The organism is Pedobacter metabolipauper, assembly GCF_004362715.1.
GTDB lineage: Bacteria > Bacteroidota > Bacteroidia > Sphingobacteriales > Sphingobacteriaceae > Pedobacter > Pedobacter metabolipauper.
This window is the reverse complement of the sequence record NZ_SNYC01000006.1, coordinates 306,248-323,988: the sequence shown is the minus strand read 5'-3', so window position 1 is coordinate 323,988 and position 17,741 is coordinate 306,248. Positions and strand designations below refer to the sequence as shown.

The window sequence follows — 17,741 nt, the reverse complement described above, 5'->3', positions numbered from 1 at the left end:
ATTAGTTGCGACTAATTTAACATTCATATTTTAATTTATTGTGTTTTGTTTGGAGATAGTATATTTGCAGCAATGTCGGTATTACTATTTACAATTATAGTTTTGTTAGGAGCTTTTCTGGCAGGATTGTTAGGCTCCCTGACGGGGCTTGGCGGCGGGGTTATCATTATTCCTTTATTAACTCTTGTATTGGGGGTAGATCTGCATTATGCTATTGGCGCTTCCATTATTTCTGTAATTGCAACTTCTTCAGGTTCTGCTGCTGCCTATGTTAAGGAGGGGATCACAAATATTCGAATAGGAATGTTTCTTGAAGTAGCAACAACAATAAGTGCGATCATAGGAGCTATAATTACTGTGTTTATTGACCCAAGTTATATTGCCATTACTTTTGGTCTTATTCTTTTGTTTTCTGCAGTGATGATGGTAAGAAAGAAGATTGACCGTTCTGACAATGATACTTCTGGTAAGCTTGCGGTTTTTTTCAAGCTGAACGGAACCTATCCGACTGCAAATGGAGTTCAAAAATATGCTGTTCACCATGTTTTAGGTGGATTTGTAATGATGTTTTTAGCGGGCATTATTTCTGGCTTGCTGGGTATAGGCTCAGGGGCATTAAAAGTTATTGCTATGGATAACATCATGAGGATGCCTTTTAAGGTATCTACTACAACGAGTAACTTCATGATGGGGGTTACAGCTGCGGCCAGTGCTATTGTGTACTTACACAGGGGCCAGATTGATCCAGGAATAGCGATGCCGGTTTCATTGGGTGTAATGCTTGGTGCTACGGTGGGTTCTAAGATCCTTGTGCGTACAAAAACGGATAAGCTTAAAGTAATTTTTGCCGTTGTAGTAACATTTTTAGCTTTTCAAATGATTTATAACGGATTAACAGGGAGACTATGAGTAAGGAGAATAAAAATTTCTTTGCGGACCAGGATATTCAGATCATTCTTGGTACGCTGCTGCGGGTAGGTGTAATTGCTTCTATGGCAGTTGTTTTTACGGGCGGGGTTGTTTATCTTTTTTTAAACCATTCTGAAGTAGTTGATTATAGTAAGTTTGATGCAGGCAGGTCTGGGTTTTCTTCACTGGAAGCAATCTTTAAAGGATTAAAAACGATGAATGGCGGTGCAATTATCCAATTTGGTGTATTGCTGCTGATCTTCACGCCTATAGCTCGGGTTGTTTTCTCAATTTTTAGCTTCTTAATTGAGCGTGATTATTTATATGTAGTGATTGGCTTGTTCGTTTTGTGTATAATACTAATTAGTTTAAGCAATAAGTTGGCTGGCTAAAACTTGTTTTAAATGTATGTTACCCCTTCTAATTATTTTTTTTGCATTTATTTGAAAAAATAATGTGCTAACTATTTGAAAATTAAGATTTCTTTCCTATTTTTGCCCTCCCTTAACGGGGATGTGTATCCACCTTGAACGAAGCCCTACTGCTTCGATGGGTGTTAAATTAAAAAAAGAAAATGTCAGGTATTATTGGAAAAAAAGTAGGAATGACCAGCATTTTCGACGCCGATGGAAAAAACATTCCATGTACGGTGATCGAAGCTGGGCCTTGTGTAGTTACGCAGGTTAAGACCGAAGAGAAAGACGGTTACGTTTCAGTTCAATTGGGTTTCGACGAAGCTAAAGAAAAGAACACCACTCAGCCCCTTAAAGGGCACTTTGCGAAAGCAAGTACTACACCAAAGCGTAAATTGGTTGAATTTGAACCATTTGAAGAGTCTTTAAATTTAGGTGATACTGTAACGGTAAGCATCTTTAATGAAGGAGATTTTGTGGATGTAGTTGGTACGTCAAAAGGTAAAGGTTTCCAGGGTGTTGTAAAACGTCATGGTTTCGGTGGTGTTGGTGGCCAAACTCACGGACAGCATAACAGAATGCGTGCGCCAGGTTCATTGGGTGCTGCTTCTTATCCTGCACGTGTATTTAAAGGCATGCGTATGGCGGGAAGAATGGGTGGAGACCGTGTTAAAGTTCAAAACTTACAAGTTTTGAAAGTTTATGCTGATCAAAACCTTGTTGTAGTTAGTGGTTCCATTCCAGGAGCTAAGGGTTCTTACGTAATCTTAGATAAGTAAGCAGATGGAAGTTAAAGTATTAAACATTTCAGGAAAAGAGACAGGTGCCAAAGTGCAGCTCCCTGAGTCGGTATTTGGCATTACGCCTGTAGACCACGCAATTTATTTAGATGTGAAACAATACTTGGCGAATCAACGTCAGGGAACTCACAAATCTAAACAACGTAATGAGATTGCTGGTTCAACCCGTAAACTATACAAACAAAAAGGTACTGGTGGTGCTCGTGCCGGAAGTATTAAATCTCCATTGTTTAATGGTGGTGGTCGCGTATTTGGTCCTCAACCACGTGACTATAGTTTCAAATTGAATAAAAAACTAAAAGTGCTGGCTCGTAAGTCTGCATTGTCTTATAAAGCACAAGATTCAAATGTTGTGATCTTAGAAGACTTTAGCTTTGATTCAATCAAAACTAAAAACTACATCAATTTGGTTAGCGCATTAAATTTAGCTGGCGAAAAGACATTGTTGGTTTTACCTTCACAAAATAACAATATCTATTTATCAAGCAGAAACATTCAGAAAGCGAAAGTGATCACTGCAGATCAGTTGAATACATATGATGTATTGAATTGCAGCAAGCTTTTGTTTACTACTGATTCTCTTAAAACATTGGAGGAGGCATTTGCCAAGTAATATGGAACTTTTAAAGAAACCAATATTAACAGAAAAAGCTTCTGTTCTGACAGAAAAGTCTAACCGCTTTACTTTCAAAGTAGAACATAAAGCTAACAAACTGCAAATTAAAGAAGCCATAGAGAAGATGTACGGCGTAAGCATTTTAGCCATTAATACAATGGTTGTAAATGGTAAAGTTAAGTCGAGAAACACTAAAGGTGGATTAGTTACGGGACGTAGCCCGAAATATAAAAAAGCTATTGTAACCTTAAAAGCAGGTGAGACAATAGATTATTACGCGAATATTTAATAAGAATTGAAATATTTATAAACTATGGGCTTAAGAAAATTTAAACCAGTCACTCCGGGAACCCGCTTTAGAGTAGGTGCCAGTTTTACGGAGATTACAGCAACCAAGCCCGAAAAATCATTGGTTGTATCTTCTAAGAAATCGGGAGGACGTAACAATACAGGAAAGATGACTATGCGCTACATGGGTGGTGGTCATAAAAAATCTTATCGTTTAATTGACTTTAAACGTGAGAAATTTGATATTCCTGCAACAGTAGCTACTGTTGAATACGATCCAAACCGTACCGCACGTATTGCATTATTACATTATGCAGATGGCGAGAAGCGTTATATTATTGCACCGGAAGGATTGCAAGTAGGGCAAAAAGTAGTATCGGGTGATACTGCAACACCAGAAGTGGGAAATACTTTAAAATTGGCCAATATACCTTTGGGTTCTATTGTACACAACGTGGAGATTCATCCAGGTCGTGGTGCTCAATTGGCACGTAGCGCAGGTGCTTATGCACAGCTTGCAGCTCGTGATGGTAAATATGCAACATTGAAAATGCCTTCAGGCGAGACAAGATTGATCTTGACTGCTTGTTTGGCAACAATCGGAGCGGTTTCCAATTCAGATCATGCAAATGAAGTATTGGGTAAAGCAGGTCGTAAACGTTGGTTAGGTCGTCGTCCTAGAACACGTCCGGTAGCGATGAACCCAGTCGATCACCCAATGGGTGGTGGTGAAGGTCGTTCATCAGGAGGTCAGCCCCGCTCAAGGAATGGTATGTATTCTAAAGGCTTTAAGACCCGCTCACTTAAAAAATACTCAAATCGTTTCATCATAGAGAAAAGGAAGAAATAATGGCTCGTTCGATAAAAAAAGGACCTTATATTGACCATAACGTAGAGAAGAAAGTAGTCTCTATGAATGATTCAGGCAAAAAGTCTGTCATTAAAACTTGGTCACGCAGATCAATGATCTCACCAGATTTTGTGGGTCATACATTTGCAGTACATAACGGTAATAAATTTATACCGGTATACGTAACAGAAAACATGGTTGGTCACAAGCTGGGAGAGTTTGCTCCAACCAGAACATTTAGGGGTCACTCTGAAAAGAAAAAATAATTAAGAGATGGAAGCATTAGCGAAATTAAACAATTGTCCAACCTCACCACGTAAGATGCGTTTGGTTGTAGATCTTATCAGAGGTGAGCGTGTTGAGAAAGCATTACATATTTTAAAGTTTACCAATAAAGAAGCTGCAATAAAAGTTGAGAAACTATTATTATCAGCGATTAAAAACTGGGAAGCTAAAAATGAAGGTTCTCGCCCTGAAGAAAACCAGTTATACGTTAAAACGATAATGGTAGGCGGTGGTCGTCAGTTAAAAAGACTTAGACCAGCACCTCAAGGACGCGGTTATAGAATACGTAAACGTTCTAATCACGTAACCTTGGTAGTAGATAGTAAAACCGTTGAAACTCAAACTAATTAACAGAAATGGGACAAAAAGCACATCCAATAGGTAACAGGCTAGGAATCATCAAAGGTTGGGATTCTAACTGGTTCGGAGGCAACAACTATGCTGATAAATTAGTTGAGGACGAAAAAATAAGAAAATACCTTTCTGTACGTATCGCAAAAGGCGGCGTAGCTAAAGTGGTAATTGAGCGTACTTTAAAACGCATTACAGTTACTATCCATACAGCTCGTCCGGGTATTGTGATTGGTAAGGCAGGACAGGAAGTTGACAAGATCAAAGAAGAGTTGAAGAAATTGACTAAAAAGGAAATTCAGATCAACATTTTTGAGATTAAACGCCCTGAACTTGATGCACAATTAGTAGCAGAAGGTGTTGCAAAACAATTAGAGGCAAGGATTTCTTTCCGTAGGGCAATGAAGTCTACTATCGCATCAACTATGCGTATGGGTGCTGAAGGTATCAAAATCATGACCTCTGGTAGGTTAGGTGGTGCTGAGATGGCTCGTAGCGAACAGTATAAAGAAGGAAGGATTCCTTTGCATACTTTCCGTGCAGACATTGATTATGCATTGGCTGAAGCTTTGACTACTTATGGTAAAATAGGTGTTAAAGTTTGGATCTGCAAAGGTGAAGTTTACGGTAAACGTGATCTTTCTCCAAACATTGGTGCTACGAGCAATGCTCCTGGCAAAAGTGGCAGACCAGAAGGTGCATTTGCTGGTGGCAGGGAAAGAGATAACCGTGGCGGCGGTGGCGACAGAAGAAACGACAAAAGTCGTGGCGGAAGAGGCCCTGGTCAAGGCGGTCCTGGTCAAGGTAGAGATAATAGAGGCGGAAATACTCCTAACAGAGGTCCTCGTAAATAATTAGTTAACAGATCGTTTAACGATAATATTAGAATAAAATGTTACAGCCAAAAAGAACGAAGTTCAGAAAGATGCAAAAAGGCAGAATGAAAGGTTTAGCAACTCGTGGTGCTGAATTATCATTCGGGTCTTTCGGGATCAAATCTTTAGAGTCGACCTGGATTACCAGTCGTCAGATAGAGGCAGCCCGTATTGCGGTAACTCGTTTCATGAAACGTGAAGGCCAGGTATGGATTAGAATATTCCCGGACAAACCGGTGACTAAGAAACCAGCTGAGGTACGTATGGGTAAAGGTAAGGGTGCTCCAGAATATTGGGTAGCCGTTGTAAGACCCGGACGTATTATTTTTGAAGCCGAAGGTGTTCCTTTAGAAGTTGCTAAAGAAGCAATGAGACTAGCCGCTCAAAAATTACCGATCCAAACAAAATTTGTAGTACGTAGAGATTACGTAGAGGCATAAGTAGTTTTGGGTTGAATGTTGTAAGTAACTTGTTATTACAACCGCTAGACCCACAACATAAAAATTAATAAAATGAAGAACTCAGAAATCACAGGGCTTTCACAAGAAGAACTAGTAGTCAGGATTGCAGAAGAAAAAGAAAACTTAGTAAAGTTGAAATTTGCTCATACAATTTCGGCTATAGAGAATCCTACCCGCATTAAAAAGGTAAGAAGGGATATTGCCCGATTAAATACTGAAGTGACTAAGCGTAAAGCAGAGTCAGCTACTAGTGAAACTAAATAACTTTAGAGTCGAAATGGAAAGACAATTAAGAAAAACAAGAACCGGGTTGGTAGTAAGCAACAAAATGAATAAGTCTATTGTTGTGGCGGTAGAACGTAAAGTGAAACACCCGATCTATGGTAAGTTTGTTAAGAAAACTACCAAATTTATGGCTCATGACGAGAAAAACGATTGCGGTATTGGAGATACAGTACTGATCATGGAGACTCGTCCGCTGAGTAAAAACAAGAACTGGAGATTAGTGGAAATTTTAGAAAGGGCTAAATAACATGGTACAACAGGAATCAAGATTAAACGTAGCCGACAATAGCGGCGCAAAAGAAGTATTGGTTATCCGTGTACTTGGTGGTACTGGAAAAAGATATGCTTCTATTGGTGACAAGATCGTTGTTACCGTTAAAAGTGCATTACCTTCTGGAAACATTAAGAAAGGAACAGTTTCTAAAGCAGTTGTTGTAAGGACAAAGAAAGAGATTAGACGTAAAGATGGTTCTTATATTCGTTTCGACGATAATGCAGCTGTATTATTAAATGCACAAGATGAGCCGCGCGGTACACGTATTTTTGGCCCGGTAGCGAGAGAACTGCGTGAAAAACAATTCATGAAAATTGTATCATTAGCACCGGAGGTATTATAAAATGAAAAATAACACAACTACACCAAAAATTAAGATCCGTAAAGGAGATTTAGTAAAGGTTATAGCCGGCGATTCAAGAGGCCAGCAAGGTAAAGTGCTTTCAGTATTAATTTCTAAAAGCAGAATACTTGTAGAAGGTATCAACCTTGTATCAAAACATACAAAACCAAATGCTGCTACACCAAACGGTGGTATCATTAAAAAAGAAGCTGCTCTTCACATTTCTAACGTAGCGTTAGTTGATCCTAAAACAGGTGAGATTACCCGCGTTGGCAGAAAGCTTAATGCTGATGGGAAATTAGTTAGGGTTAGTAAAAAATCAGGAGAGGAGATCAAATAATGGCTTACGTACCAAGATTAAAAAGTAAATATAAAGAGGAAATTGTAATCGCGCTTAAAGATAAGTTCAATTACAAAAGCGTTATGCAGGTTCCTAAGTTGGAGAAAATTGCTATCAACCAGGGTGTTGGTCGTTTCTCTGTAACGGATAAGAAAATTATGGACAGCTCTATTTTAGAGATGAGCACAATTTCCGGACAACAAGCTGTAGGTGCGAAATCTAAAAAAGATATCTCAAACTTCAAATTGCGTAAAGGTATGCCGGTTGGTGTACGTGTAACTTTACGTGACAATAACATGTATGAGTTTTTAGATCGTTTAATTTCCGTAGCTTTGCCCCGTATCCGTGATTTCAAAGGTATCAATGATAAAGGTTTTGATGGAAAAGGTAATTACACATTAGGTATTACTGAACAAATCATCTTTCCAGAGATCAACATCGATAAGATCAGTAAGATCTTAGGTATGGATATCACTTTTGTGACAACAGCTACTACTGATGTTGAAGCATTGGAACTTTTAAAACAATTTGGATTACCGTTTAAAAACCAAACCCCTAATACAAATCAATAATGGCAAAAGAAGGTGTAAAAGCTCGCGAAATTAAGCGCCAAAAATTGGTAGCTAAGTATGCAGATAAACGTGCAGAACTTAAAGCTGCTGGTGATTATGAAGGATTAGATAAGTTACCAAAAAACTCATCTGCAGTACGTTTACACAACCGTTGTAAATTGACTGGCCGTCCACGTGGTTACATGCGTACTTTCGGTATATCAAGGGTATTGTTCCGTGATATGGCTTTAGCAGGTAAAATACCTGGAGTAAGAAAAGCAAGCTGGTAATACAGCTTCTTTAGGCTTAAGATTTTCTTAAGCAAAAAATGAATTTTAACCGATGGCAGGTCGTCCCGAATACATCAGGAAGGAAACCACTATCACAATTATATAAAAATGAATACAGATCCAATAGCAGATTATCTTACAAGGGTAAGAAATGCCATTAAGGCAAATCATAGAATTGTAGAAATTCCTGCATCAAACCTTAAAAAGGAAATTACTAAAGTACTTTTTGATAAAGGTTACATTGCTAATTACAAATTTGAGGATACAACAACTCAAGGCATTATTAAAATAGCATTAAAATACAATGCTATCACTAAAATCCCTGCGATCCGTACTTTAACACGTATCAGCAAACCAGGTTTAAGACAATATGCCGGTGTAGAGAATATGCCAAGGGTATTAAATGGTTTAGGTATTGCAATCTTATCTACATCTAAAGGTGTTATGACTGATAAAGAAGCTGCCAGACTAAACATTGGTGGCGAAGTTTTGTGTCACGTTTATTAATTAAAGGAGGATAGCAAAATGTCAAGAATCGGAAAAGCCCCAATTAGTATTCCTGCTGGTGTAACCATTACAGTTTCTAAAGATAATATAGTTACAGTAAAGGGACCAAAAGGAGAATTAAATCAAACAGTTGATACAGATATCACTGTAAGTCAAGAAGATGGTGTATTAACAGTACAACGTCCATCAGAACAAAAAAGACACAAAGCGTTACATGGTTTGTATCGTTCTTTGTTAAATAATATGGTTATTGGTGTAACAGAAGGTTATAAAATACAACAAGAATTAGTAGGTGTAGGTTATCGTGCAACGAATACCGGAAATACTTTAGATCTTGTTCTAGGTTATTCTCACCATTATGTGTTCCAATTACCGGAAGAGATTAAAGTAACAACGACTTCAGAAAAAGGTCAGACTCCTAAAATCATTTTAGAAAGTATTGACAAGCAATTGATCGGTCAGGTTGCTGCAAAGATCCGCTCATTACGTACACCAGAACCATATAAAGGTAAAGGTATCAAGTTTGTAGGCGAAGTGTTAAGAAGAAAAGCAGGTAAATCAGCTTCTAAAAAATAATCATCATGGCAGGGAAAAAATTATCTCGTAGAGATCGTATAAAAAAAGGAATCAGAAAAAGATTAACAGGTTCCGAAAACCGTCCACGTTTATCGGTTTATAGAAGCAATAAAGGTATTTATGCTCAAATCATTAACGATGTGACCGGCAATACAATTGCATCAGCATCATCTTTATCAAAAGATTTTGCAGGAACTGGAAACAAATCTGAGCAATCAGTAGCTGTAGGTAAATTGGTTGCTGAGAAAGCAATTGCAGCTGGTGTTAAAGAAGTTGTTTTCGATAGAAATGGCTACTTATACCATGGACGTGTTAAGTCGTTGGCAGAAGGTGCTCGCGAAGCTGGTTTAGTATTTTAATCTGAAAATAGGATAAGAATGTCAACTATCAATATAAAAAGAGTTAAGACTAGCGAGATCGAATTGAAAGATCGTTTAGTTAGCATACAGCGTGTAGCCAAAGTAACCAAAGGTGGTCGTACTTTCAGCTTCTCAGCAATCGTAGTTGTTGGAGATGAAAACGGAATTGTAGGTTACGGATTGGGTAAAGCAAAAGAGGTTACAGAAGCGATTGCAAAAGGTATCGATGATGCTAAAAAGAACTTGGTTAAAGTTCCTTTGCTAAACGGTACTGTTCCTCACGAGCAAATCGGTAAATTTTCAGGTGGTTTTGTTTTAATAAAACCAGCTGCTGTAGGTACCGGAGTTATCGCTGGTGGTGCGATGCGTGCTGTATTAGAGAGTGCTGGTGTACACAATGTACTTGCAAAATCAAAAGGTTCATCAAATCCCCATAACGTGGTAAAAGCAACTGTAGATGCTTTAACAAAAATGCGTGATGCTTATACGGTAGCTCAGCAACGTGGTGTAGATTTAAATAAAGTTTTTAACGGATAATATTATGGCTAAGATCAAAATAACCCAGATAAAAAGCATTATCGATAGAAGCGAGCGCCAAAAAAGAACGATGCAGGCTTTAGGTTTAACTAAAATGAACCAAAGTGTAGAAGTAGAAGCTAATGCTGCCATTATTGGAATGGTAAGAAAAGTTAACCACTTAATAGCTATCGAGAGTATATAATTTTAAAGGTTGCAAATATGAGTTATATCATTACATTTGCAACCTTTATATTTGTTTAACCGTTGACCCTGATTAGTGAAAGCGAAGGGCAACACAATAAGTTTCAAAATGAACTTAAGTAATTTAAAACCTGCAAAAGGTTCTACTAAAAATAGTAAAAGAATTGGTCGTGGTACTGGTTCTGGTCGTGGTGGTACTTCTACACGTGGTCATAAAGGTGCTGGATCCCGTTCAGGACACAAAACTAAAATCGGTTTTGAGGGTGGTCAGATGCCATTACAACGCCGCGTACCTAAAGTTGGTTTCAAACCAATCAACAGAGTTGAATATGTTAGCGTTAACTTAGACGTTTTACAAGGTTTAGCTGAGAGATTTGAATTGACGAGCATAGATTTTACTACATTGCAACAACATGGTTTAGCATCTAAAAATGACTTAGTTAAAATCTTAGGTCGTGGTGAGGTTAAATCTAAATTAGAAGTTAAAGCACATGCTTTTTCTGCAACTGCACAAAAAGCTATTGAGGCTGTTGGTGGCTCAATCGAAAAATTGTAATTAATGAAGAAGCTGTTTACTACTTTAAGTAATATTTGGAAAATTCAAGAATTAAAAGAGCGTATACTTTTTACGCTCATGATTCTTTTGGTTTATAGATTTGTATCGCATGCGGTTTTGCCGGGTGTAGATCCAACTCTTTTAGGTAGTAATGAGAAGTCGGGCTTATTGGGTCTTTTAGATATGTTTGCAGGTGGATCTTTTTCACGTGTATCTATCCTGGCTTTGGGCGTTATGCCTTATATTTCTGCGTCTATCGTAGTTCAGCTTTTAGGTATTGCTGTACCATCATTCCAGAAAATGCAAAAGGAAGGTGAAAGTGGCAGAAAGAAATTAAACCAGATCACCCGCTATTTGACTGTGGCTATTACAGCAGTACAGGCCATTGGTTATGTTAAAACACAAGTTCCTCAGGAAGCGATCATCATTGATCCGGCTTTGTTCTTTGTTTTAGCGACTTTTGTTTTATCAGCAGGTACTTTATTTGTAATGTGGCTTGGTGAAAAAATCACTGATAAAGGTATAGGTAATGGTATTTCTATCATCATCATGGTTGGAATTATTGCCCGTTTACCTATTGCTTTACAACAGGAGATCAGCTCCAGGTTTGTTGGTGATGGTGGTCTTATTGCATTGGTTGTAGAAATTGTAGCTTTATTTGCTGTGGTTATGTTTACAATTATGATTGTTCAGGGTGTTCGCAAGGTGCCAGTTCAATATGCAAAAAGAATTGTAGGTAACAGACAATTTGGTGGTGTTAGACAATATATCCCATTAAAGGTAAATGCTGCAGGTGTTATGCCGATCATCTTTGCTCAGGCTTTGATGTTTATACCGGCAACATTAACACAGTTTTTTCCTTCACTGCAAAATACATGGCTTACCCAGTTTAGCGATTATACATCATTAGCATACAGCTTAACGTTTGGATTTTTAATTGTAGCGTTTACTTTCTTTTATACCGCTATAACTGTTAATCCAACTCAGATGTCAGATGATATGAAAAAGAATGGTGGTTTCATTCCTGGTATTAAGCCGGGATTGCCTACTTCTTCTTTCATTGATGATGTAATTTCAAAGATCACCTTACCAGGTGCTATCTTTTTGGCCATTATCGCTGTTCTTCCTTCTGTAGCTGTTGTATTTGGAATCAAGTCTGAATTTGCCCATTTCTATGGAGGAACTTCTTTATTGATTCTTGTAGGTGTCGTATTAGATACTTTACAACAGATTGAAAGTTATTTATTGATGCGTCATTATGATGGATTAATGAAAACTGGTAGAGTAACCGGTAGAACAGGTGTTCCTGCTGCTGGTGGTACTACTACCACCAATGCTGTGGTTTAATTGGATTGAATGTCTAAGATCTATTACAAGTCTCTTGAAGAGATAGAATTGATTAGAGAAAGTTCTTTGTTGGTTTCAAAGACCTTAGCTGAAGTGGCGAAGATCATAGAACCAGGAATTACAACAATGAAGTTGAATCAGCTTGCTGAAACGTTTATTAAGGATCATGGTGCAATACCTGCCTTTTTAAACTATAACGGATTTCCTTATTCACTTTGTATTTCTCCAAATGATCAGGTTGTCCATGGTTTTCCAGGTGATTATGTGATTCAGGAAGGTGATTTGATCTCAGTAGATTGTGGCGTAATTAAGAATAACTATTTTGGGGATTCTGCGTATACATTTTCTATCGGGGCTGTAAATGAAGAAAGAAAAAAGCTGGTTGAAGTTACAAAGGAATGTTTAAGACTGGCTGTTGAAAAAGCAGTTGTTGGATCGAGGATTGGTGATGTTGGATTTGCTGTTCAAAACCTGGCAGAACACAACGGCTTTGGAGTAGTTAGAGAATTGGTAGGTCATGGTGTAGGTGTAAAGCTACATGAGAAACCAGAGGTTCCCAATTATGGTAAGCGTGGAAGTGGGATCAAGCTTGAAGAAGGAATGGTAATTGCGATAGAGCCCATGATCAATGCAGGAACTGCAGCTGTTAAATTTTGGTCTGATGGCTGGACGGTAACGAGTAAAGATAATAGACCATCCGCTCATTTTGAGCATACTGTGGCTGTTAAAAAGGGCAAACCGGATGTTTTATCAACCTTTTCATTTATTGAAGAAGTTTTAGCAGAAAAAAAGTAAATAATTAAAATTTTTTATTTAATTTTGCAACCCTGTTTAATAGCAGCTAATTAAGTAAAAATCAATATTATATGGCTAAACAAGCCTCAATTGAACAAGACGGTGTAATAAAAGAAGCATTATCGAATGCCATGTTCCGGGTAGAACTGGAGAATGGACATGAAATAATAGCACATATTTCGGGAAAAATGAGGATGCACTACATCAAAATTTTACCGGGGGACAAAGTAAAATTAGAGATGTCGCCTTACGATTTATCAAAAGGCAGGATTACTTATAGATATAAATAAAATGAAAGTTAGGTCATCAATTAAAAAACGTAGCGCTGATTGTAAGGTTATTCGTCGTAAAGGTAAACTTTACGTAATTAACAAGAAAAACCCAAAGTTTAAGCAACGTCAAGGTTAAGAAATTATTGAAGTATGATTGGATTGTATGTACAGGTTACTCAATCTGTCGTTTAATCAAATAATCAAACATTTAGTACAAATATGGCAAGGATATCAGGTATAGATTTACCAAGAAACAAAAGAGGCGAAATTGGATTAACTTATATCTTCGGAATAGGTAGATCAACTGCACAACGTATATTAACTGAGGCAGGTATCGATTTAAGCAAAAAAGTACAGGACTGGTCTGATGATGAGTTATCGGCGATCCGTACCATTATCAACGACGGCGTGAAAGTAGAAGGTGCTTTACGTTCGGAGGTTCAATTGAACATTAAACGTTTAATGGACATCGGTTGTTACCGTGGTTTACGTCACAGAAAAGGTTTGCCTGTACGTGGTCAGCGTACTAAGAACAATTCTCGTACACGTAAAGGCAAGAGAAAAACAGTTGCGAACAAGAAAAAAGCTACTAAATAAAATTAGTACTGAATAATAATTATGGCTAAGAGTAAAAAAGTTACCAAAAAGCGTATTGTTGTTATAGAACCTGTTGGTCAGGCACACATCAATGCTACTTTTAACAATATCATTGTTACCTTAACAAATAACAATGGTCAGACTATTTCATGGTCTTCTGCAGGAAAAATGGGATTTAAGGGTTCAAAAAAGAACACTCCATATGCAGCAGGTCAGGCCGCATCTGATTGCGGTAAAGTAGCATTTGACTTAGGTCTGCGTAAAGTGGAAGTTTTTGTTAAAGGTCCAGGTTCAGGTCGTGAGTCTGCAATTAGAACATTGCAGGTTTCAGGTATCGAAGTAACCTCTATCAAAGATATCACCCCGCTTCCACACAATGGATGTCGTCCTCCTAAGAAGAGAAGAGTTTAATTTATTAATTTTTAAAGCTAAGAGTCTGCAGCTTAAGGTTGCACGATACTTTAAAACAAAAAGCAATGGCAAGATATACAGGACCGAAGTCCAAAATCGCGCGTAAATTCAGAGAACCAATTTTTGGTCCTGACAAAGTATTAGACAGAAAAAACTATCCTCCAGGGCAACATGGTGCTTCGAAAAGAAGAGGAAAGCAATCTGAGTACGCAGTTCAGTTAATGGAGAAACAAAAAGTTAAATATACTTACGGTGTATTGGAGCGTCAGTTCCGTAACTTGTTTACCAAAGCATCTTCCCGTGAAGGTATCACAGGAGATAACTTACTGCAATTGTTAGAAGCTCGTTTAGATAACACTGTTTATAGATTAGGTATCGCTACCACTCGTTCAGCTGCTCGTCAGTTAGTTAGCCATAAACATGTAACAGTTAACGGTGAAGTAGTAAATATCCCTTCTTATCAGTTAAAGGCTGGTGATGTGATCGCAGTTCGTGAGAAATCAAAAACTTTAGAAGCAATCACTAATTCAGTAGCAGGAAGAGTAATCAATAAATTCAATTGGTTAGACTGGAATGCAAGTGAATTAACAGGTAAGTTCTTAACTTATCCTAACCGTGATGAGATTCCAGAAAATATCAAGGAAAACCTTATAATAGAGTTATACTCTAAGTAATATATTTAGTTAATTACCTGCGGGTAATTAACTTTTTTACGTTACATAATTTTAATAACGATCTAAAAACATTATAAATGGCAATTTTAGCATTTCAGAAACCCGATAAGGTAATTATGCAGAAATCAACTGATTTCGATGGTATATTTGAATTTCGTCCTTTAGAGCCCGGTTTCGGTGTAACAATTGGTAATGCCTTAAGAAGAATTTTACTTTCTTCTTTAGAAGGTTATGCGATTACAAGTATTCGTTTTTCAGGCGTATCTCACGAGTTTTCAACGATGAAAGGTGTTGTAGAAGATCTAACCGAGATCATCCTTAATTTAAAACAAGTTCGTTTTAAAAAAGTTGGTGATTCAGGTGATTCTGAAAAAGTCTTTATCGTAGTAAATGGTCAGGAGCAATTTGTTGCTGGAGATGTTACTAAGTTCTCTAATAACTTTGAGGTTCTTAATCCGGATTTCGTTATCTGTAACATGGAGAAATCTGTTACTTTAGAAGTGGAATTGACCATTAATAAGGGACGTGGTTATGTACCGGCAGAAGAGAATAAAATTAATGATGCTGTTGTTGGAGTTATTGCGATCGACTCGATCTTTACCCCAATGAAAAATGTAAAATATACGATTGAAAATTATCGTGTTGAACAAAAAACAGATTATGAAAAATTAATATTAGATATTTCAACAGATGGTTCTATCCATCCTGAAGAGGCATTAAAAGAAGCTGCGAAAATTTTGATCCAGCACTTTATGTTGTTCTCTGATGAGAATTTAGTATTAGAGTCTCAAGCTAAAGAAGAAACTAAAGAAGTTGATGAAGAGATCTTACATATGCGTAAGATTCTTAAAACTGAATTAGTTGATCTTGATCTTTCAGTACGTGCATTGAACTGCTTAAAAGCAGCTGATATTCGTACTTTAGCTGATCTTGTTTCTTACGATGTTGCTGATATGTTGAAATTCAGAAACTTCGGTAAAAAATCTTTGACTGAGATACAAGAGCTTGTTAAATCTAAAAGCTTATCATTTGGTATGAATTTATCAAAGTTTAAACTAGACGAAGAGTAAGCGGATAACGTATAAATAACATAGTACTAATAGTGTATAATTCCCTCAGAATAATTTTATAGAGACGGTATACACTGAATAAATTTAAAAATGAGACACGGTAGAAAAGTAAATCACTTAGGAAGAACAGATTCACATCGTAAAGCGATGTTGGCTAATATGGCTTCATCGTTAATTAAACACAAAAGGATCTCAACAACCTTAGCAAAAGCAAAAGCTTTGCGTATGTATGTTGAGCCTATTATCACAAAATCTAAAACAGATACTACCCACTCTCGTCGTATCGTATTTGGTTATTTGCAAGATAAAGAAACTGTTACTGAACTGTTCCGCGATATTGCAGCTAAAGTTGCTAATCGTCCGGGTGGTTACACTAGAATCATTAAATTAAACAACCGTCTTGGTGATAATGCTGAAATGGCATTGATCGAATTGGTTGATTATAATGAAGTTTACGGTAAGGAAGTTGCAACCGAAGAGAAGAAAACGACTCGTCGTGGTAGAAGCAAAGCAAAAAAATCTGATGCTCCTGCAGCTAAAACGGAAGAAGTTGCTGAAGCAGCACCTGCTGCTGAAGAAGCTCCTGAAATTACTGAAGAAAAAGCAGAAGATAAAGGAGAATAATATCCTTAATCTGAATAAGAGCCCTGTCCGAATTTCGGACAGGGCTTTTTTAGTATATAACTCCTTTCTCAAAAGGCTATCTTTGTACTTTATATTATTCTATGTCCCATCAAGTCAATCTTAAAATATTCCAGGATCTACTGGAAGATAGTATCTCATCAGGTCAGTTCTTAAAAATTTCTCTTGGCAATTACCAGGGTAATGATAAGGAATTAAAGCAGGTTTTTGTTCGACGGGTTATCATTAAAAGAACAGATATGCTTTCTTTCACTTCCCGTTATAAGACCAGGGATATTGTTAAGAACTTTTCTATTTCTGAGGGTTTGAATAGGATCAATCATCAGATTAGTAATGATTTCAAGATCTGTACGCTTTTTACTACGGTTAAAGAAGTAATTGCGGAACATATGAAAGGCGGTACAATCTCCGTAAGAGAGGTGGCGATTTCGGGTGCTTTAAAGCCAAGCTTAAGTCATAATAAGGAAAAGAAAAGATTAATACAGCCAATAGGTAAAACTTATTTGCAGGAATTAAGAATCACTGATCAGGATGGAAATGTATTTAAGAATACCCAGGATAAATACAAGCAGATTAATCAATACATAGAAATTCTTAGTTCACTTATTAAGGAACTGCCTGATCAAAATATCGGAAATGTAGTAGATATGGGGTCTGGTAAGGGGTATTTGACGTTCGCTTTATACGATTACCTGCAAACTATTTTAAAATCGGAAACAACTGTAATTGGTATTGAATACAGGGAAGACCTTGTCCAATTGTGTAATGATATTGCCGCTAGATCCGGATTTGACGGGTTGAGTTTTATACAGGGTACTATAGAAAGTTATGAAGTAAATAGTATTGACTTATTAATTGCACTACACGCTTGTGATACTGCTACTGATGATGCAATTTTTAAAGGAATAAAAGCAAATGCAAAATTAATTGTTGTTGCACCCTGCTGCCATAAACAAATTAGAAGAGAAATGGAAAAAAGTAAGCTGAAGAATGAATTTTCCTTTTTGACTAAATATGGAATATTTTTAGAAAGACAAGCTGAAATGGTTACTGACGGATTAAGAGCTTTGCTTATGGAATATTCCGGATACAAAACAAAAGTATTTGAATTTATCTCTGATGTTCATACGCCAAAAAATATATTGGTTGTTGGAATAAGAACCAAGATAACTGATAAAAGAAAAGCAGAGATATTGATTCAGATCGATGAGATAAAGGCCTATTTTGGTATTGGGTATCATCATTTGCAAAAACTGCTATCCATATAATGAGACAATAATTCTG

At 37.1% G+C, this 17,741-nt stretch carries 32 protein-coding genes; all 32 read left to right on the top strand.

Going from position 1 to position 17,741, the window contains the following annotated elements:
- The first annotated feature begins 72 nt into the window (after positions 1-72).
- The 32 genes from ATK78_RS18215 to ATK78_RS18060 all read left to right on the top strand — a co-directional run bounded on the left by ATK78_RS18215 (position 73) and on the right by ATK78_RS18060 (position 17,725).
- Positions 73-909: a sulfite exporter TauE/SafE family protein gene (locus tag ATK78_RS18215; RefSeq protein ID WP_133577661.1), complete on the top strand. Its 837-nt coding sequence runs from the start codon at positions 73-75 to the stop codon at positions 907-909.
- The gene (locus tag ATK78_RS18210) at positions 906-1,301 is read left to right on the top strand and encodes a DUF1634 domain-containing protein (RefSeq protein WP_133577557.1); all 396 of its coding nucleotides are present in this window, start codon (positions 906-908) and stop codon (positions 1,299-1,301) included. The genes ATK78_RS18215 and ATK78_RS18210 overlap by 4 nt, the downstream gene beginning before the upstream one ends.
- 182 nt (positions 1,302-1,483) lie before the next feature.
- On the top strand, positions 1,484-2,101 hold the full coding sequence (rplC, locus tag ATK78_RS18205; protein ID WP_133577556.1) for a 50S ribosomal protein L3: 618 nt from the start codon (positions 1,484-1,486) through the stop codon (positions 2,099-2,101).
- Between the two features lie 4 nt (positions 2,102-2,105).
- Entirely contained in the window at positions 2,106-2,735 is a 630-nt protein-coding gene (gene rplD, locus ATK78_RS18200) for a 50S ribosomal protein L4 (RefSeq protein ID WP_133577555.1), read from the top strand.
- 1 nt (position 2,736) lies between these two features.
- Positions 2,737-3,027, top strand: a complete 291-nt coding sequence (gene rplW, locus ATK78_RS18195) for a 50S ribosomal protein L23 (protein WP_133577554.1) — start codon at positions 2,737-2,739, stop codon at positions 3,025-3,027.
- A gap of 24 nt (positions 3,028-3,051) precedes the next feature.
- Positions 3,052-3,876 (top strand): 50S ribosomal protein L2, encoded by an 825-nt coding sequence (gene rplB / locus ATK78_RS18190; RefSeq protein WP_133577553.1) that lies wholly within the window; start codon positions 3,052-3,054, stop codon positions 3,874-3,876.
- Positions 3,876-4,142 (top strand): 30S ribosomal protein S19, encoded by a 267-nt coding sequence (gene rpsS, locus ATK78_RS18185; RefSeq protein ID WP_008244581.1) that lies wholly within the window; start codon positions 3,876-3,878, stop codon positions 4,140-4,142. The genes rplB and rpsS overlap by 1 nt, the downstream gene beginning before the upstream one ends.
- A 7-nt stretch (positions 4,143-4,149) precedes the next feature.
- Entirely contained in the window at positions 4,150-4,512 is a 363-nt protein-coding gene (gene rplV / locus ATK78_RS18180; RefSeq protein ID WP_133577552.1) for a 50S ribosomal protein L22, read from the top strand.
- A 5-nt stretch (positions 4,513-4,517) separates the two neighbouring features.
- The gene (rpsC, locus tag ATK78_RS18175) at positions 4,518-5,366 is read left to right on the top strand and encodes a 30S ribosomal protein S3 (RefSeq protein WP_133577551.1); all 849 of its coding nucleotides are present in this window, start codon (positions 4,518-4,520) and stop codon (positions 5,364-5,366) included.
- A 38-nt stretch (positions 5,367-5,404) separates the two neighbouring features.
- Complete coding sequence (gene rplP / locus ATK78_RS18170) at positions 5,405-5,827, top strand: 50S ribosomal protein L16 (RefSeq protein ID WP_048907441.1); 423 nt, start codon at positions 5,405-5,407, stop codon at positions 5,825-5,827.
- 72 nt (positions 5,828-5,899) lie between these two features.
- Positions 5,900-6,112 carry a 50S ribosomal protein L29 gene (gene rpmC, locus ATK78_RS18165; RefSeq protein ID WP_133577550.1) on the top strand — a complete coding sequence of 71 codons (213 nt, stop codon included), beginning with the start codon at positions 5,900-5,902 and terminating at the stop codon, positions 6,110-6,112.
- 13 nt (positions 6,113-6,125) lie between these two features.
- Complete coding sequence (gene rpsQ, locus ATK78_RS18160) at positions 6,126-6,380, top strand: 30S ribosomal protein S17 (protein ID WP_133577549.1); 255 nt, start codon at positions 6,126-6,128, stop codon at positions 6,378-6,380.
- Between the two features lies 1 nt (position 6,381).
- Positions 6,382-6,750: a 50S ribosomal protein L14 gene (rplN, locus tag ATK78_RS18155; protein ID WP_008244575.1), complete on the top strand. Its 369-nt coding sequence runs from the start codon at positions 6,382-6,384 to the stop codon at positions 6,748-6,750.
- A gap of 1 nt (position 6,751) precedes the next feature.
- Positions 6,752-7,090 (top strand): 50S ribosomal protein L24, encoded by a 339-nt coding sequence (rplX, locus tag ATK78_RS18150; protein WP_133577548.1) that lies wholly within the window; start codon positions 6,752-6,754, stop codon positions 7,088-7,090.
- On the top strand, positions 7,090-7,662 hold the full coding sequence (rplE, locus tag ATK78_RS18145) for a 50S ribosomal protein L5 (RefSeq protein WP_133577547.1): 573 nt from the start codon (positions 7,090-7,092) through the stop codon (positions 7,660-7,662). Before rplX ends, rplE begins: the two co-directional genes overlap by 1 nt.
- Positions 7,662-7,931: a 30S ribosomal protein S14 gene (gene rpsN / locus ATK78_RS18140; protein ID WP_055130472.1), complete on the top strand. Its 270-nt coding sequence runs from the start codon at positions 7,662-7,664 to the stop codon at positions 7,929-7,931. Before rplE ends, rpsN begins: the two co-directional genes overlap by 1 nt.
- A gap of 108 nt (positions 7,932-8,039) precedes the next feature.
- Complete coding sequence (gene rpsH / locus ATK78_RS18135; protein ID WP_133577546.1) at positions 8,040-8,438, top strand: 30S ribosomal protein S8; 399 nt, start codon at positions 8,040-8,042, stop codon at positions 8,436-8,438.
- A gap of 18 nt (positions 8,439-8,456) precedes the next feature.
- Positions 8,457-9,014: a 50S ribosomal protein L6 gene (gene rplF, locus ATK78_RS18130; RefSeq protein ID WP_133577545.1), complete on the top strand. Its 558-nt coding sequence runs from the start codon at positions 8,457-8,459 to the stop codon at positions 9,012-9,014.
- Positions 9,015-9,019: 5 nt separating this feature from the next.
- On the top strand, positions 9,020-9,373 hold the full coding sequence (gene rplR, locus ATK78_RS18125; protein WP_133577544.1) for a 50S ribosomal protein L18: 354 nt from the start codon (positions 9,020-9,022) through the stop codon (positions 9,371-9,373).
- A gap of 18 nt (positions 9,374-9,391) precedes the next feature.
- Positions 9,392-9,910, top strand: coding sequence for a 30S ribosomal protein S5 (rpsE, locus tag ATK78_RS18120; protein ID WP_008244566.1), 519 nt, complete (start codon positions 9,392-9,394; stop codon positions 9,908-9,910).
- A 4-nt stretch (positions 9,911-9,914) separates the two neighbouring features.
- Complete coding sequence (gene rpmD, locus ATK78_RS18115) at positions 9,915-10,094, top strand: 50S ribosomal protein L30 (protein WP_131594486.1); 180 nt, start codon at positions 9,915-9,917, stop codon at positions 10,092-10,094.
- Between the two features lie 108 nt (positions 10,095-10,202).
- On the top strand, positions 10,203-10,649 hold the full coding sequence (rplO, locus tag ATK78_RS18110) for a 50S ribosomal protein L15 (RefSeq protein WP_133577543.1): 447 nt from the start codon (positions 10,203-10,205) through the stop codon (positions 10,647-10,649).
- A gap of 3 nt (positions 10,650-10,652) precedes the next feature.
- Positions 10,653-11,996 carry a preprotein translocase subunit SecY gene (gene secY, locus ATK78_RS18105; RefSeq protein WP_133577542.1) on the top strand — a complete coding sequence of 448 codons (1,344 nt, stop codon included), beginning with the start codon at positions 10,653-10,655 and terminating at the stop codon, positions 11,994-11,996.
- Positions 11,997-12,005: 9 nt separating this feature from the next.
- Positions 12,006-12,791 carry a type I methionyl aminopeptidase gene (gene map / locus ATK78_RS18100; RefSeq protein WP_133577541.1) on the top strand — a complete coding sequence of 262 codons (786 nt, stop codon included), beginning with the start codon at positions 12,006-12,008 and terminating at the stop codon, positions 12,789-12,791.
- Positions 12,792-12,862: 71 nt separating this feature from the next.
- A complete protein-coding gene (gene infA / locus ATK78_RS18095; RefSeq protein ID WP_048907428.1) occupies positions 12,863-13,081 on the top strand; it encodes a translation initiation factor IF-1 in 219 nt (72 codons plus the stop codon).
- 1 nt (position 13,082) lies between these two features.
- Positions 13,083-13,199 (top strand): type B 50S ribosomal protein L36, encoded by a 117-nt coding sequence (gene ykgO / locus ATK78_RS18090; RefSeq protein ID WP_008244551.1) that lies wholly within the window; start codon positions 13,083-13,085, stop codon positions 13,197-13,199.
- Positions 13,200-13,282: 83 nt separating this feature from the next.
- Positions 13,283-13,660, top strand: a complete 378-nt coding sequence (gene rpsM / locus ATK78_RS18085; RefSeq protein WP_048907427.1) for a 30S ribosomal protein S13 — start codon at positions 13,283-13,285, stop codon at positions 13,658-13,660.
- A 21-nt stretch (positions 13,661-13,681) separates the two neighbouring features.
- The gene (gene rpsK / locus ATK78_RS18080; protein ID WP_048907426.1) at positions 13,682-14,071 is read left to right on the top strand and encodes a 30S ribosomal protein S11; all 390 of its coding nucleotides are present in this window, start codon (positions 13,682-13,684) and stop codon (positions 14,069-14,071) included.
- A gap of 65 nt (positions 14,072-14,136) precedes the next feature.
- Positions 14,137-14,745, top strand: a complete 609-nt coding sequence (gene rpsD / locus ATK78_RS18075) for a 30S ribosomal protein S4 (RefSeq protein WP_133577540.1) — start codon at positions 14,137-14,139, stop codon at positions 14,743-14,745.
- A 77-nt stretch (positions 14,746-14,822) separates the two neighbouring features.
- On the top strand, positions 14,823-15,815 hold the full coding sequence (locus ATK78_RS18070; protein WP_133577539.1) for a DNA-directed RNA polymerase subunit alpha: 993 nt from the start codon (positions 14,823-14,825) through the stop codon (positions 15,813-15,815).
- A gap of 90 nt (positions 15,816-15,905) precedes the next feature.
- A complete protein-coding gene (gene rplQ / locus ATK78_RS18065) occupies positions 15,906-16,439 on the top strand; it encodes a 50S ribosomal protein L17 (RefSeq protein WP_133577538.1) in 534 nt (177 codons plus the stop codon).
- Between the two features lie 101 nt (positions 16,440-16,540).
- On the top strand, positions 16,541-17,725 hold the full coding sequence (locus ATK78_RS18060; protein ID WP_133577537.1) for a class I SAM-dependent methyltransferase: 1,185 nt from the start codon (positions 16,541-16,543) through the stop codon (positions 17,723-17,725).
- The last annotated feature ends 16 nt before the right edge of the window (positions 17,726-17,741 follow it).

Coding starts and splice junctions, on each gene's coding strand:
- ATK78_RS18215 (WP_133577661.1), top strand. CDS start 73: ATGTCGGTATTACTATTTACAATTATAGTTTTGTTAGGAGCTTTTCTG.
- ATK78_RS18210 (WP_133577557.1), top strand. CDS start 906: ATGAGTAAGGAGAATAAAAATTTCTTTGCGGACCAGGATATTCAGATC.
- rplC (WP_133577556.1), top strand. CDS start 1,484: ATGTCAGGTATTATTGGAAAAAAAGTAGGAATGACCAGCATTTTCGAC.
- rplD (WP_133577555.1), top strand. CDS start 2,106: ATGGAAGTTAAAGTATTAAACATTTCAGGAAAAGAGACAGGTGCCAAA.
- rplW (WP_133577554.1), top strand. CDS start 2,737: ATGGAACTTTTAAAGAAACCAATATTAACAGAAAAAGCTTCTGTTCTG.
- rplB (WP_133577553.1), top strand. CDS start 3,052: ATGGGCTTAAGAAAATTTAAACCAGTCACTCCGGGAACCCGCTTTAGA.
- rpsS (WP_008244581.1), top strand. CDS start 3,876: ATGGCTCGTTCGATAAAAAAAGGACCTTATATTGACCATAACGTAGAG.
- rplV (WP_133577552.1), top strand. CDS start 4,150: ATGGAAGCATTAGCGAAATTAAACAATTGTCCAACCTCACCACGTAAG.
- rpsC (WP_133577551.1), top strand. CDS start 4,518: ATGGGACAAAAAGCACATCCAATAGGTAACAGGCTAGGAATCATCAAA.
- rplP (WP_048907441.1), top strand. CDS start 5,405: ATGTTACAGCCAAAAAGAACGAAGTTCAGAAAGATGCAAAAAGGCAGA.
- rpmC (WP_133577550.1), top strand. CDS start 5,900: ATGAAGAACTCAGAAATCACAGGGCTTTCACAAGAAGAACTAGTAGTC.
- rpsQ (WP_133577549.1), top strand. CDS start 6,126: ATGGAAAGACAATTAAGAAAAACAAGAACCGGGTTGGTAGTAAGCAAC.
- rplN (WP_008244575.1), top strand. CDS start 6,382: ATGGTACAACAGGAATCAAGATTAAACGTAGCCGACAATAGCGGCGCA.
- rplX (WP_133577548.1), top strand. CDS start 6,752: ATGAAAAATAACACAACTACACCAAAAATTAAGATCCGTAAAGGAGAT.
- rplE (WP_133577547.1), top strand. CDS start 7,090: ATGGCTTACGTACCAAGATTAAAAAGTAAATATAAAGAGGAAATTGTA.
- rpsN (WP_055130472.1), top strand. CDS start 7,662: ATGGCAAAAGAAGGTGTAAAAGCTCGCGAAATTAAGCGCCAAAAATTG.
- rpsH (WP_133577546.1), top strand. CDS start 8,040: ATGAATACAGATCCAATAGCAGATTATCTTACAAGGGTAAGAAATGCC.
- rplF (WP_133577545.1), top strand. CDS start 8,457: ATGTCAAGAATCGGAAAAGCCCCAATTAGTATTCCTGCTGGTGTAACC.
- rplR (WP_133577544.1), top strand. CDS start 9,020: ATGGCAGGGAAAAAATTATCTCGTAGAGATCGTATAAAAAAAGGAATC.
- rpsE (WP_008244566.1), top strand. CDS start 9,392: ATGTCAACTATCAATATAAAAAGAGTTAAGACTAGCGAGATCGAATTG.
- rpmD (WP_131594486.1), top strand. CDS start 9,915: ATGGCTAAGATCAAAATAACCCAGATAAAAAGCATTATCGATAGAAGC.
- rplO (WP_133577543.1), top strand. CDS start 10,203: ATGAACTTAAGTAATTTAAAACCTGCAAAAGGTTCTACTAAAAATAGT.
- secY (WP_133577542.1), top strand. CDS start 10,653: ATGAAGAAGCTGTTTACTACTTTAAGTAATATTTGGAAAATTCAAGAA.
- map (WP_133577541.1), top strand. CDS start 12,006: ATGTCTAAGATCTATTACAAGTCTCTTGAAGAGATAGAATTGATTAGA.
- infA (WP_048907428.1), top strand. CDS start 12,863: ATGGCTAAACAAGCCTCAATTGAACAAGACGGTGTAATAAAAGAAGCA.
- ykgO (WP_008244551.1), top strand. CDS start 13,083: ATGAAAGTTAGGTCATCAATTAAAAAACGTAGCGCTGATTGTAAGGTT.
- rpsM (WP_048907427.1), top strand. CDS start 13,283: ATGGCAAGGATATCAGGTATAGATTTACCAAGAAACAAAAGAGGCGAA.
- rpsK (WP_048907426.1), top strand. CDS start 13,682: ATGGCTAAGAGTAAAAAAGTTACCAAAAAGCGTATTGTTGTTATAGAA.
- rpsD (WP_133577540.1), top strand. CDS start 14,137: ATGGCAAGATATACAGGACCGAAGTCCAAAATCGCGCGTAAATTCAGA.
- ATK78_RS18070 (WP_133577539.1), top strand. CDS start 14,823: ATGGCAATTTTAGCATTTCAGAAACCCGATAAGGTAATTATGCAGAAA.
- rplQ (WP_133577538.1), top strand. CDS start 15,906: ATGAGACACGGTAGAAAAGTAAATCACTTAGGAAGAACAGATTCACAT.
- ATK78_RS18060 (WP_133577537.1), top strand. CDS start 16,541: ATGTCCCATCAAGTCAATCTTAAAATATTCCAGGATCTACTGGAAGAT.